Below are 12893 nucleotides of genomic sequence, written 5' to 3'. Positions count from 1 at the left end.
GGCCGTCAACGATATGCAGTGGGTGATGGCGGGCAGGATACGGTGTCCCGCCACGCCCGCCCTGCTCAGCCTTGCAGACGTTCCAGGGCGCGGCGGAACACGTTCAGGCTGCCGCCGTCGAACAGCACGAAGCGCACGTGCATCTCTGGGTGGTCGGTCAGGAACGCCTGCGCGGTCGCCAGGGCCACCCCGGCGGCGCGGTCCAGTGGGTAGCCGTACACGCCGGTACTGATGGCCGGGAACGCCACGCTGCGGCACCCGTGCGCGGCGGCCAGTTCCAGGCTGGAGCGGTACGCGGCGGCCAGCAGTTCAGCCTCGCCCTGCCCCCCGCCGCGCCAGATCGGCCCGACCGCGTGAATCACGAACCGCACGCCCAGCGCGGACAGCCCGAACGCGGGGGTGATGACGGCCGTGCCGGTGGGCGTGCCGCCAATAGCGCGGATGGCACGCAGCAACTCCGGCCCGGCCGCACGGTGAATCACGCCGTCCACGCCGCCGCCGCCCGCCAGTTCCCTGTTCGCGGCGGTCACCACGGCGTCCGTGTCCTGCGCGGCGATGTCTCCCTGAGTCAGTTCGAGCGGCATGCGCGTTCCCTTATACGGACTCCGATTGAATGGGCTGCAAAGACCGTTCAATCCGAGCGAAGCGAGTGGGAGCAAAACGGATTCCGTTTGTTTCGCCGACAATCCGGGACTTCACCGGATTGTCGGCGAAACAAACGGAATCCGTATTACTCGTTCCCGATCCGGTCGAGGTCTGTGTCGGTCAGGGTGTAACTGCGCAGCGTGTCGGCCTGCACGCGCGCCTCGCGGTCCTCCTCGACCCACTCGTTCTCCGGGAGCTGACGGGCGCGTTCGGCCCGCTGGATGGCGTGCAGTTCGCCCAGTGCGCGGTCCAGGTCGTCGTTCACGACCACGTACCGGAACTCGTGTGCCTCGCGGATCTCCTCGCGGGCGCGGGCCAGACGCTTCTCGATGCGGTCCGGCGTTTCGGTCGCGCGGCCCTCCAGGCGGCGGCGCAGTTCGCTGAGGCTGGGCGGCATGATGAAGATCAGGATCGCCTCGTCGCCCATGCGGGCCTTGACCTGCATGGCGCCCTCGACCTCGATCTCCAGGATCACGTCCTGCCCGCGACTCAGGGCCGCCTCGATGGGTTCGATGGGCGTGCCGTAGCGGTTCCCGACGAACGCCGCGTGCTCCAGGAACCCGTCGGCCTGCGCCTTGGCCTCGAAGGCCTCGGGGGTCACGAACACGTAGTCCACGCCGTCCTGCTCGCCGGGGCGGGCCTCGCGGGTCGTCCAGGAGGTGCTGTAGAACACGTCCTGCCCGGCCAGCCAGCGTTCACGCAGCGTGCCCTTGCCCACGCCGGACGCGCCGGTCATGACCAGGAGAAGGCCCCGGCGGGGCGACACGGAAAGAGGGGTGTCCTGCGACGTCATCCGCTCACGATACGCGACCCGCCCAGAAATGAGAACAGGCGGCCCACCGGGAGCCGCCTGTCAGGAACGCCGGGTTACTTCTTCTTGCCCTTGGTGGCCTTGGCGCGGCCCTTGCCGAGCGCCTGCCCCTTCTCGTAGCTGGCCTGCATCTTGCGGCGCGTCTCGGCGACCATGTCCTCGAAGTTGATCAGGCCCGACTCGATGGCCTCCACGCTGAGCTTCACGGTGCCGCCCTTGCGCGCGGCGGCCAGTTCACGGTTCACGCCCTCGAACCACTCGGTGAATTCCGGGGTTTCGTCGAACAGCATCTCGCGGGTGTCACGCTGGTACGTTTCGGTGCTGCCACGACGGTTGAACTGCTTGGGCATCGTGAAGCGCTCGGGCATGTACGTGGCGTCGAACTTCCCTTCACGCACGGCTTCCTGGAACATCTTCACGAAGGTATCGCTGCGCTGGGGGTTGCTGAGTTCCATCACCTGTTCGCTGAGTTTCTTGTAAGTCATACTGGCGGCATTATGCTGGCCCCCGGAGAGGAAAGTAAAGGGGGGCGCAACCTATAACCCCGCCGACAGTAAAGAAACGGTGGGCGATGGAATACACGGAGCTCACCGGAAGAAGGATCGCGATTTTCGACAGGCCAACAGAATCTCGATCAAGCCCCCTGGGTGATAGAAGTCGCCTGTATGGATAGACCGCAACGCCCCTGCCAGAAGAGGCGTGCCCGGCACAGGAGGAAGCCATGAAGCGTGCCAGAGCCCTCTTCTTCCTGTGGAATGCACACACCGATTCGCCGAGTCTGGCCGGGTCGCCAAGCGTTTACCGCCAATCGCATTCCAGATGGCCGGTACTCCATGAACAGCCTTCAACACGTCCGTCAAACGGCTTCAGATTGAACAGATGGCCTCTGGCACGACCATGAGAAGGCAGCAGGTTCAGTGAACGGGCGGGGCCGTCACCAGCCGACGCTGCCGGGTTCGCCCTTGAACGGCCCGACCACGTCGCGCGTGATCCAGCCACCATAGAACCCGCCGGGTTGCGGCGTGACCCGCTCGCCGTCCACCCGGCATTCGTCCACGCGGCCCGCGTAGACGGCCACAAACCCCGCCATGTCCCGGAAGGCGGGCGTGGGGACCTCGTAACTCCAGCCCGCAGCTACCGCCACCGCCGCGCCGCCCCGCAGGGTCCAGTACGTGGCCTCTCCCTTCCACTCGCAGGTGCTGCGGCCCGCCGCCCGCTCCAGCGTGCCCGGCGCGAACGCCAGGGGCGGCAGGTAGTACGTGGGCGGGTGGCTGGTTTCCAGCACGCGGTACGCGCCGGTCGTCGCGGCGATCCTCTGCCCGCCCAGCCAGATTTCCAGGTAGCGGTGCGTGCGTTCCAGGCGCGGCGGGCGCGGGTACGCCCACACGCTCTCCTGACCGGGGCCGGCGGGAACGGGTGCAGGAAGCTTCACGCCGTCAGTGTGCGCCGGGCGCGGCGGGCGGGCCGTCAGGGAACGTACCGTCTTCCGGGCCGGCCGCCTGCGCCTGAACGGCGCGGATGCGTTCCGTCCAGGCGTCCGGCGCGGCCGGGCGGCCCGTCAGGTACCCCTGCACGGCGTTGCACGGCATGGCCCGCAGGATCTCCAGCTGCCCGGTCGTCTCGACGCCCTCCACGATCACGCTCAGGTTCAGGCCGCGTGCTAGGCTGGTCAGGGACTCCACGACCCGCCGCGCTTCCGGCGAGTCCTCCAGGTCCATCAGGAGCGAACGGTCGAGTTTCAGTTCATCCAGCGGCAGTTGCAGCAACGTGGACACCGACGACTGCCCCGTCCCGAAGTCATCCAGCGACAGCCGCACCCCCAGCTCCCGCAGCTGCGACAGGTGACGCGCCGCGCGGTGCAGGTCCCGCACGGCCAGCCGCTCCGTCAGTTCCAGCTTCAACTGCGTGCCGCTCAGGCCGTGCCGGTCCAGCGTCCTCCTGACCCCCGCCACGAAATCGTCCCGCGCCACCTCCAGCGCCGAGACGTTCACGGCGACCGGCACGCCCGGCCCCCACTGCGCCAGCTGCCGGCACGCCTCGTTCAGCACCCACTGCCCCAGCGGCACGATCAACCCGGACTCCTCGGCGACCGGAATGAACCGTGCTGGCGGCACGTCGCCCAGCTGCTCATCCGTCCAGCGGACCAGCGCCTCGAATCCCAGCAGCGCGCCGGTCCGGGCGTCCACCTGCGGCTGGTAGTGCAGGTGCAGTTCCTGGCGTTGCAGGGCGCGGCGCAACCGGACCTCCGTGAACATCTGGCTCTGCGCCGCGACGTCCAGCGTGGACGCGAAGAACCGCACGCCGTTCTTCCCCTCCCGCTTCGCCTGATACATGGCCATGTCCGCCTGCCGCAGCAGGTTCGCCGGCAGGCTGCTGTGCGGCGGGTGCAGCGCCACCCCCATGCTGCTCTGCACGTTGATCTGCTGCCCGCCCAGGGTCACGGTGGGCTCCAGCGCCGCGTGCAGCCGCCGCGCGACCCGCCCGGCCTCCTCACGGCCACTCAGGTCCGACACGACCACCACGAACTCGTCCCCGCCCAGGCGCGCCACGGTGTCCGACGGGCGCACGCAGGCCTGCAGGCGCGCGGCCACCTCGCGCAGCAGTTCGTCACCGACGGCGTGCCCCAGCATGTCGTTCACGCGCTTGAAACCGTCCAGGTCAATGAAGATCACGGCCACGCAGGACGTCGCGCGCGCCACGCGCCGCAACTCCAGTTGCAGGCGGTCCAGCAGCAACGCCCGGTTCGGCAGGCCGGTCAACGCGTCATGCTGCGCGTCGAAGGTCATCTGCGCTGCCAGCTGCCGCAACTGCTCCTCGGCCCGTTTGCGTTCGGAGATGTCCCGGTCCTGGCCCAGCACCAGCTCCCGGCCACCCACGGTCACGAGGCTGCTGGCACTCTCGATCGGGAAGACCGTGCCGTCCCGGTGACGGTGCGCGCCCTCCCCGTGAACGGGCTGCTCCTCGCGGATCCAGGCCAGCAGATCCGGACCTTCCTGCGCCATCATCGGATACGGGTGCAGCAGATCGATGGACGCCCCGATCAGGTCCTCGGTGTCGTAACCGTTCATGCGGCAGAACGCCTCGTTGCAGTCCACGATCCGCCACGGCACGTCCGGATCATGCGGATCGATCAGCACCAGCCCGTCCGCCGACTGCTCGAACAGTGTCCGGAACCGCGCCTCGCTCTCCTGCCGGGCCGCCTGCGCCTCACGTTCAGCCGTCACGTCCACGCCCGTCGCGATGACCAGCCGCACCCCACCCCGCCGGTCCAGCACGGCCGTGTTCGACCACAGAATCACACGCCGCCGCCCATCCACCGTCCGCCAGGTATGCTCCCGCCGGTTCGGGAACGGCCCACCCAGGAACGCTCCCGCCACCACGTCCCGCTCGTGCTCGTCAAGCACCAACGGCCACACCTCACGGCCCAGCACCTGCGCGGCCTCCAACCCACTGAGCTGCTCGCACGCCCGGTTGAACTGCAGCACGCACCCCCGCCCGTCCAGCACCATCACCAACGTGTCGGTCACGTCCAGGATCGTCTCGGCCAGCCCCGGCCCGCCAAAAGCCGGCGCCCAGGGAGCGCGCGGCATTTTCAGGAAACGGGAGTTGATGGCCATGCCCTACCGTACCCTTCCCAACCTCACAGAAGCCGCACGGCCCACCAGTTAAATCCCCCCGGACGCCCTCCGGTTCAGCGCCGCGACCTGGGCCGCGACTTCGGCCACGCCCCGGTACTCCACAGGGCCAGCGCGATCAGCACCGGCTGGAAGAACAGCCGCGTCAGGCGCTTCCCGTCCGTGTCCAGCCCGAAGGCACTCTGCTGCGTCAGGTACTGCGACACGTTCCCCGGAAAGATCGCCAGGAAGAACGCCGCCAGCACCCACCCCACCGTCCGCCGCTGCCGGGGCAGGGCCAGCAACGCCGCCCCGAACCCCACCTCCACCACCCCGGACGCCAGCACCACGAAATCCTTATCCAGCGGCAACCACGTCGGCACCTGCGCCTGAAAATCCCGACGCAGGAACGTCAGGTGCCCCACACCCGCGAACACCATGAACGACCCCAGCAGCACGCGCCCCAGCGTGCGCGGCCACGAAGTCCCGGAATCAGCCACCACAGAAGCAGTCATGCCCCCCACCCTAAACGTCGCGCCCCACGCCCGCATGTGCCGCCCATGCGCGGGCCTTGACCAAACGGCGCCCGGCAGCGTCCTGTTCGCCATCTTCAGCTTCCGTCCGGCAGAAGGCGCGACCTCAGCGGACCGTTCGGTGGGCGCATCCGTCTCCAGGCTGTCGCTTCAAAGCACTCCGGTTCTCTCCCTTTCTCCTGGGGAGAGGGCCGGGGTGAGGGGTCTCCCCTACGCCGCTTTCCTCTTCCGTGTCTTCAGCGTCTTCTCGCTTTCCAGTAGGCGTTTCAGGGCGGCTTCGCTGCGGGTCAGGCCGTCCAGGTCGGCTTCTGTCCTGCCGGCGCGGGGTTCGTAGTCGTCGAGGATCTTGCCTTCCAGATAGCGGTCGAAGATGACGGGACAGATGTAGCTGCTGCGGGTGACGGCGGGGGTGTTGCCCAGGTCGGCGGCGACGTATTTGACGCAGTCGACGAGGGTCTGCCGGGCCTGTTTCTCGGTGTCGGCGACGCCGGCTTCGGCGAGGTATTCGGCGGCGAGGAGGGTGCCCCCCCAGGTGCGGAAGTCCTTGGCGGTGAACGGCCCGATGACTTCCTTGAGGTAGGCGTTGAGTTCGCTGCTGCGCACGCGTCGGCGGTTGCCGTCGGCGTCCACGGTCTGGAACAGCCAGGGGCCGGGCAGGTCGAGCAGGCGTCCGATATTCGTGGCGAGGGTACGGTCGGTGGTGGCCTTGTGCTGGGTGATGCCGTGCTTGCCCTTGAAGTGGAAGGTGACGGTGTTCCCCTCGACTTTCACATGTCGCTGGCGGAGGGTGCTGAGGCCGTAGGTTTTGTGTTGCTGGGCGTAGATGTCGTTGCCGACGCGGAAGCGGGCAACGTGCAGCAGGCGGGTCATGAGGGCGGCGACCTTGCGGGGCGGGAGACCCTGGGCGCGCAGGTCGGCTCCGGTGGTGGTTTTGAGGGTGCCGAGTGCCCCGGCGAAGCGGGTGAGGCGCTGCCATTTTTTCAGTGCGCCGGCCTGCACGAAGTCGGGGTGGTAGCGGTACTGGAGTCGTCCGGCGGCGTCGCGTCCGAAGGCCTGGAGTTCCGCGTCCGGGTCGGGGCTCACGTAGACGTCCACGTAGGCGGGCGGCACGGCCAGTCTGGCGATGCGTTCGATGCCGGTCCTGTCCCTGTACGGGGTGCCGTCAGGCCAGAAGTATTTGAATTTCTTGGGGTCGCTGCCCTCGCGGCGCAGGTACTCCCCGGCGAGCAGTTCGGTGCGGGAGGTCATCCTTCGGCCCTGGCGGGCAGTTGCCAGTCGATGGGGGTGCGTCCGGCCTCCTGTAGCGCGGCGTTCGTGCGGCTGAAGGGCCGGGTGCCCAGGAAGTTGGCGACGCTCAGGGGGCTGGGGTGCGCGGATTCCAGGATGACGTGCTGCGGCGCGGTGATCAGTTTCTTCTTCTTGCGGGCGTACGCGCCCCACAGGATGAACACCACCCGCTCCGGCTGGTCGTTCACGGCGCGGATCACGGCGTCCGTGAAGTGCTCCCAGCCCTGCCCGGCGTGCGTGTTGGGTTGCCCCTCGCGGACGGTCAGAACGGCGTTCAGCAGCAGCACGCCCTGCGCGGCCCAGCTGGTCAGCGAGCCGTGGCGGGGCGGCGTGAAGCCGGGCAGGTCCGTCTGGAGTTCCTTGTAGATGTTGCGCAGGCTGGGCGGGACCGGCACGCCGGGGCGGACGCTGAAGCTCAGGCCGTGCGCCTGTCCGGGGCGGTGGTAGGGGTCCTGGCCCAGGATCAGGACCTTCACGTCTTCCAGCGGCGTGAGGCGCAGGGCGTTGAACACGTCGGCGGCCGGCGGGTAGATGGTCTGCTCGCGGCGTTCCCGCACGAGGTAATCCTTGAGTTCGTGGAAGTACGGCGCGGCGAATTCGCCTTCCAGGGCGCGCTGCCAGGAGTCGGGGAGGCCGGCGGGCAAGATGGCTTTCGGCGCGTCGGAGGGGGTCGGGGCGTGGCCGAAGAGGTCGGGCTGGTCGCTCATGATGTTCCTTTTTACGGCACGGGCGCGGGGCGTGGGTGGGGAGTTCTCCGGGAGTCCCTTGGCTTTTCGTTCGGCCCGCAGCTCGGCCTTCTTGCGGCTGCCGTGGGTCACGTAGATGCGGCGGGCCTCGGCTTCGAACTCGGGGGTGGCGCGGGCGGCGGCGATGCGGGCGCGGGCGGCGCGTCCGGCCTCGTGCTCGTTCACGATGGGCGGCGGGTAGCTCAGGCGTCCGGCGCCGCTCCACTCCCAGGGCGCGTGGATGAAGTCGGTGGGCACGTCCGCGAGTTCCGGCAGCCAGCGGCGCAGGAACACCCCGTCCGGGTCCTGCTCGCGGGCCTGCCGGGTCGGGGAGTAGATGCGCACGCGGTTGATGCCGACCGTGCTGCTCTGCATCTGCATCTGCGACCAGTGGATGCCGGGTTCGTTGTCCAGCCACTCGCGCGCCAGGAACAGCCCGGGCCGGCGCCAGTGCAGCCACAGGTGCTGCGTGGCGAAACTGACCAGCAGGGCCCGCATGCGGAAGTTCAGCCAGCCGGTGTCGCGCAGCATCCGCATACAGGCGTCGATCAGGGGGTAGCCGGTCTGTCCGTACTGCCAGCGGTCGTAGAAGTCCTGGTTCCACTCGTGTGCACGCAGGCCTTCCAGGGCGCGGTTCAGGGTGCGGAATTCCATGTCCGGCTGGCTTTCCAGTCGCTGCATGAAATGGCAGTGCCAGTGCAGCCGCGACTCGTACGAGCGCAGCGACCGCACCCAGCGCGGGTCGGCATCCGGGTCGCCCCGCACCTGCGCGAGGCGCACGCGGGTGGCCTGCACCACCTCGCGCAGTGACACGGTCCCGAAGGCCAGCGGGGCGCTCAGGCGCGAGCAGCTGCTCTCAGCACTCAGGGGGCTGCTCATCTCGCGCATGTAGTTCACGCCGCGCGCCGTCAGGAACGAGTGCAGGGTGGCGTGCGCCCCCGCCTCACCGCCGCGCGGGATGACCTTCGTGCTGGCAGGCACGCCCAGTTCCGCGTGGGTGCGCAGGCCGCCGGGGTCGGCGTTCACGCCCGTCAGGCTGTCGGGGGTGGGAACCGGCGGCGCACTCAGGCGTTCCTCCCAGGTGGCGGCCCAGCCGTCGCGGTTCACCATGCGGCGGATCACGCCGTTCTGCGGCACCTCGGTCAGGGGCAGACCACGTGCCCGCGCCCAGGCCCGCACGCGACGGTCCCGCTGGTAGCTCACGCCGTTCCCGGTTTCCTCGTGCGCCCACACGGCCCGCACGTCATGGGCGGCGCGCAGCTCTTCGAGCACCGCCGCGGCCTCCCCGATCCGCACGACCAGCGGGGTGCCCAGGGCGCGCAGGCTGGCGTCCAGTTCGCGCAGGCTGTCGTTCAGGTACGTCAGGTGGTGCCCGGCGAACTCCTCATGGGTCAGCTGTTCGGGTTCGTAGATGAACACTGGCAGGACCGGGCCGCGCCGGGCCGCCTCACGCAGCGGCGCGTGATCCCGCACGCGCAGGTCCTTCTTGAACCACACCAGTTGTGTTCCGCCGGGCATTCCCTGACTGTCTCCCAGTGCGGCGGGCGGGACGGTAGGCGCGCGCCCCAACTTCAGGGGATATGAACGCCCTGCGGCGCTCAGGGGACGGGAACGCTTCGCGGCGCTCAGAGGAACGGGAACGCGGGCCACCCGTGAGGAGGTGGCCCGCGCGTCAGGGAAGGTCGGTGGGGGTCAGCGGATGGTGGCCCGGAAGCAGATGGTGACGCTCTGTGTGGGGGCCAGGACGAAGCTGCCGCCCTGCACGAGCACCTTGCCGTCTTTCAGCTGGCCGGCGTCGGCGTCGGCATCGGCGGTGTAGAACACCTCGCCGCTCGCGGGCGTCAGGCGGATGTCCTTGCCCGCGCCGAAGCCGGCGACGGTGAAGGTGGTGTTGTTGGGCACCACGTCGCTGAAGCTGATGTTCGTGGCGTTCAGGCCGCCCACGTTGGTGGTGGTGATGCAGTACTCCAGCACGTCGCCGGGGTTGCCTTCACCGGTCGTCCCGACGGCGCCGTTCCGCGTGAAGTTACGCACGGTCTTGGCGACCGTCAGTTTCGCGGGCTGGTAGACGGGCGTGACGACCTCGTTGCTGGGCACGCCGGTGCTGGGGCCGCCGGCGAAGTCCACGCGGGCCACGTTCCGCACCTGCGCGGGATCGAGGGTGAAGGGGCTGACCACGGTCACGCGGAAGGTCACGACGGCCTCGTTGTCCAGCGTGGTGGTGGAGTCGATCTTCAGGACCTGCGTGGTGCAGGCGGCGCCGTCGGCGCTGCAGATCCCGACCGGCTGCGCGAAGGGGTAGGCCGCACCGCCCAGGCTGGTGGTGTTCTGGCCGGTGACGGTGGTGGTAAAGCCGTTCACGCGGGCGCTGTCCGGCACGTACGCGGTGCCGGCGGGCAGGGCGTCCTGGAAGGTCACGCCGCCGGCGGGCAGGGTGCCGCTGTTCCGGACGATCACCTGGTATTCCAGGGTGTCGCCGGGCTGCACCTTGTCACCGGTGGTGCCTGCGACCTTCTTCACGCTCTTGACGGCGCTCAGGGACGGCGCGATGACCGGGAAGGTGCAGCTGGCCAGGTCGGTGGAGCCCAGGGTGTTGCTGCCCACCGGGGTGTAACTGACGTCCGCGAGGTTGATCTTCACGAGGCGGCCCTGGTTGTCGCGGGCGTAGATCCCGCTGGGGCTGGCGGCGATGCCGTTGAACTGCGAGCCGGTCGACGGGTTGCTCAGGCGCCCCAGGTACTCGGCGCGCAGGGTGTCGGGCACGACCAGCCACAGGTCGATGGCGGCCGATCCGGTCGCGCTGCTGATCATGTACAGTTTGCCGCTGCTGTCGGCGAAGAAGTCGCCGTTGATGTTGAAGCTGGGGGCGCCGGCGGTCGTGGCGCTCAGCTGGCCGAGGGCCGTGACGGTGTACGGGCTGGCCGTCTCGAAGCGCCACAGGTTCCGCCCGGAGTCCATGGCGTACCCGACGCCGGTGCTGGTGACGGTCATGCGGACGAGTCGGTCGGTGACGCCACTGAAGATTCCGCCGGAACTCCAGGTACCCAGGACCGTGTCGAAGATCCGCAGGCGGTTGTTCTGGTCGGCCACGAAGAAGCGGCGGGCGTTGGTGGACACGGCCAGCGTGGCCGAGTTGGTGCTGTCGGGCAGCGTGGCGATGAGGGCGCCCACGGTGTTCGTCTGCTCGTCCAGTTCGCGGATGGTGACGCCGTTCACGTCGCTGGCGCCACTGCCGCTGGCGATGGTCAGCGCGTAGATGCGCGAGCAGGTGGGGGGCGTGACCGGCACCGTGACGCTGGTGCTGTACACGGCGCACTGACCGCCGGTGGTCGCGCAGTTCGCCGGGTCGGGGATGGGGTCGGGGTCGCCGCCGCCGCCGACGCTGGCGCGGTTGGTGATGGTGGGGGTGGCGCTGGCGGCGCTGCCCACGGTGACGCTGAAGGTCAGGTCGGAGCTGCTGCCGGCGCCCAGGTTGGGCGTACCGGTGCAGGTGACGGTCTGGCCACTGGTCGTGCAGCTCCAGTTGCCGGACGTGAAGCTGGCGGGCGCGGTGATGCCGCTGGGCAGCAGATCGCGGACGGTGACCGCGCCGCTGGTCGCGCCGGGACCTTCGTTCCGGACGCTGAGGGTGTAGGTAGCGCCGCTCTGCCCGACCGTCCAGGGGCCGTTGCCGGTCTTGGTGATGGTCAGGCTGGGTTTGGCAGGCACCGGGCAGCTGAGTTTCAGGTCGTCGAGTTTCAGGACGTTCGCGGCGGCGCTCGTGCCGTCTTTGAGGGTCAGGATCTGCAGCGTGACCTGCGGGCCGGGGCTGGTGAAGGTCGGGACGGTCTGCTGGGTGTAGCTGGTCGTGGCGACCGCGCCGTCGAACTGGCGCAGGACGGCGCCGCCCGCGTCACGGAACACGTACCTCAGCTGGGTGGCGGTGCTCGAGTGGCTGCGGACCCAGTTCGAGTAGCTGACCTCGGCGCCGGCCGGCACGTTGATCCGCTGTTCGTACAGCAGGCCCGGTGTGGTCAGGGCGCCGCCGTTCTTGCCTTCGAAGTTCCGGATGTTCATGAACAGCGCGAAGCCGCCGTTGCCGGTACGGTCGATGTCCTTCCAGAGGGTGTAGGTGCCGTCCGTGGCTTGCACGACGCCCGCGTCGCTGCGGTAGTCGTGGTTGCGGACCTCGCCGCTGGCGCCGCCGACGTTGAAGCTCTGAACGAAGGGAGTCGCGGCGCTGCACACGCCGGTGACGGGCGCGGGGGGCGGGGTGGTGACGGTCGTGGTGTACACGGCGCACTGGCCGCCGGTGGTCGTGCAGCCGGCCGGGTCGGGGATGGGGTCGGGGTCGCCGCCGCCACCGACACTGGCGCGGTTGGTGACGCTGGCGGGCGCGCCGCTCTGCACCTGCACGGGCAGCGTGAACGAGCTGCTGCCGACCCCCAGGTTGGGCGTGCCGGTGCAGGTGACGGTCTGACCGCTGGTCGTGCAGCTCCAGCTGCCGGACGTGAAGCTGGCGGGCGCGGTGATGCCGCTGGGCAGCAGGTCCCTGACCGTGACCGCGCCGCTGGTCGCGCTGGTGCCGACGTTCTTGACGCTCAGGGTGTAGGTGGCGCCGCTCTGCCCGGCCGTCCAGGGGCCGTTGCCGGTCTTGGTGATGGTCAGGCTGGGTTTGGCGGGCACCGGGCAGCTGAGTTTCAGGTCGTCGAGTTTCAGGACGTTCGCGTCGCCGCTGACCCCCCTGTTCAGGCTGTAGATACGCAGGGTGACCTGGGTGACGTTCGAGCGGACGGTCGGCAGGGTCTCCTGGGTGTAGCCGGTGGTCAGGGTGTTGCCGTCACGGGTGGCCAGCGTCGCGCCGCTGGCGGTCTCGGTGAGGGTGTAGCGCAGGCGCGAGGGCGACGTCTGGTGCGTGCGGGCGTAATGCCGGTAGGACAGGTCCGAGCCGGCTGGCACGTTGACGGTCTGCTCGTACAGCAGGATCGGGGCGGCGCTGGCGGTGGTGACGTTCAGGTACAGCGCGTGCCCGCCGTTGCCGGTGTGGTCGATGCTGTTCCAGAAGGTGTACTTGCCGGCGGTGGCCGTGACCGTGTTCACCGAGGTGGTGTACGCGTGGTTCCTGATGACGGTGCGGGTGGTGTTCGTGTCGAAGGTCTCGGTCCACGGGGTCGTGGCCGTGCAGGTGCCGGCGGTGGTTCCGGTCGCGCCGGCCACGCTCCCGGCGACGATCAGGGCGGCGGCGGCGGCGGTGGCGCGTTTCAGCAGTGTCAGCAGGGCAGGCATGCGGTATCCCATA

9 protein-coding genes are annotated in these 12893 nt (G+C 69.2%); all 9 read right to left on the bottom strand.

The window, feature by feature from the left end:
• Positions 1-65 precede the first annotated feature (65 nt).
• The 9 genes from BXU09_RS07010 to BXU09_RS06970 all read right to left on the bottom strand — a co-directional run bounded on the left by BXU09_RS07010 (position 66) and on the right by BXU09_RS06970 (position 12880).
• A complete protein-coding gene (locus BXU09_RS07010) occupies positions 66-584 on the bottom strand; it encodes a macro domain-containing protein (protein ID WP_078301451.1) in 519 nt (172 codons plus the stop codon).
• A 146-nt stretch (positions 585-730) separates the two neighbouring features.
• Positions 731-1438, bottom strand: a complete 708-nt coding sequence (gene gmk / locus BXU09_RS07005; protein ID WP_055362456.1) for a guanylate kinase — start codon at positions 1436-1438, stop codon at positions 731-733.
• Between the two features lie 74 nt (positions 1439-1512).
• Positions 1513-1941 carry a hypothetical protein gene (locus BXU09_RS07000; RefSeq protein ID WP_078301449.1) on the bottom strand — a complete coding sequence of 143 codons (429 nt, stop codon included), beginning with the start codon at positions 1939-1941 and terminating at the stop codon, positions 1513-1515.
• Between the two features lie 449 nt (positions 1942-2390).
• Positions 2391-2888 carry a DUF427 domain-containing protein gene (locus tag BXU09_RS06995; protein ID WP_240501068.1) on the bottom strand — a complete coding sequence of 166 codons (498 nt, stop codon included), beginning with the start codon at positions 2886-2888 and terminating at the stop codon, positions 2391-2393.
• A gap of 4 nt (positions 2889-2892) precedes the next feature.
• A complete protein-coding gene (locus tag BXU09_RS06990; RefSeq protein ID WP_078301443.1) occupies positions 2893-5073 on the bottom strand; it encodes an EAL domain-containing protein in 2181 nt (726 codons plus the stop codon).
• 74 nt (positions 5074-5147) lie between these two features.
• Positions 5148-5585 carry a DoxX family membrane protein gene (locus BXU09_RS06985; RefSeq protein ID WP_055362450.1) on the bottom strand — a complete coding sequence of 146 codons (438 nt, stop codon included), beginning with the start codon at positions 5583-5585 and terminating at the stop codon, positions 5148-5150.
• 228 nt (positions 5586-5813) lie between these two features.
• The gene (locus BXU09_RS06980) at positions 5814-6851 is read right to left on the bottom strand and encodes a DNA topoisomerase IB (protein WP_078301440.1); all 1038 of its coding nucleotides are present in this window, start codon (positions 6849-6851) and stop codon (positions 5814-5816) included.
• Entirely contained in the window at positions 6848-9133 is a 2286-nt protein-coding gene (gene ung, locus BXU09_RS06975) for a uracil-DNA glycosylase (protein WP_078301437.1), read from the bottom strand. The genes BXU09_RS06980 and ung overlap by 4 nt, the downstream gene beginning before the upstream one ends.
• Before the next feature lie 174 nt (positions 9134-9307).
• On the bottom strand, positions 9308-12880 hold the full coding sequence (locus tag BXU09_RS06970; RefSeq protein ID WP_144012011.1) for a DUF11 domain-containing protein: 3573 nt from the start codon (positions 12878-12880) through the stop codon (positions 9308-9310).
• Positions 12881-12893 lie beyond the last annotated feature (13 nt).

It is taken from the genome of Deinococcus sp. LM3, assembly GCF_002017875.1.
GTDB lineage: Bacteria > Deinococcota > Deinococci > Deinococcales > Deinococcaceae > Deinococcus.
The sequence above is the reverse complement of the archived record's forward strand: the minus strand, read 5'-3'. Positions and strand labels throughout refer to the sequence as shown.

Coding starts and splice junctions, on each gene's coding strand:
- BXU09_RS07010 (WP_078301451.1), bottom strand. CDS start 584: ATGCCGCTCGAACTGACTCAGGGAGACATCGCCGCGCAGGACACGGAC.
- gmk (WP_055362456.1), bottom strand. CDS start 1,438: ATGACGTCGCAGGACACCCCTCTTTCCGTGTCGCCCCGCCGGGGCCTT.
- BXU09_RS07000 (WP_078301449.1), bottom strand. CDS start 1,941: ATGACTTACAAGAAACTCAGCGAACAGGTGATGGAACTCAGCAACCCC.
- BXU09_RS06990 (WP_078301443.1), bottom strand. CDS start 5,073: ATGGCCATCAACTCCCGTTTCCTGAAAATGCCGCGCGCTCCCTGGGCG.
- BXU09_RS06985 (WP_055362450.1), bottom strand. CDS start 5,585: ATGACTGCTTCTGTGGTGGCTGATTCCGGGACTTCGTGGCCGCGCACG.
- BXU09_RS06980 (WP_078301440.1), bottom strand. CDS start 6,851: ATGACCTCCCGCACCGAACTGCTCGCCGGGGAGTACCTGCGCCGCGAG.
- ung (WP_078301437.1), bottom strand. CDS start 9,133: ATGCCCGGCGGAACACAACTGGTGTGGTTCAAGAAGGACCTGCGCGTG.
- BXU09_RS06970 (WP_144012011.1), bottom strand. CDS start 12,880: ATGCCTGCCCTGCTGACACTGCTGAAACGCGCCACCGCCGCCGCCGCC.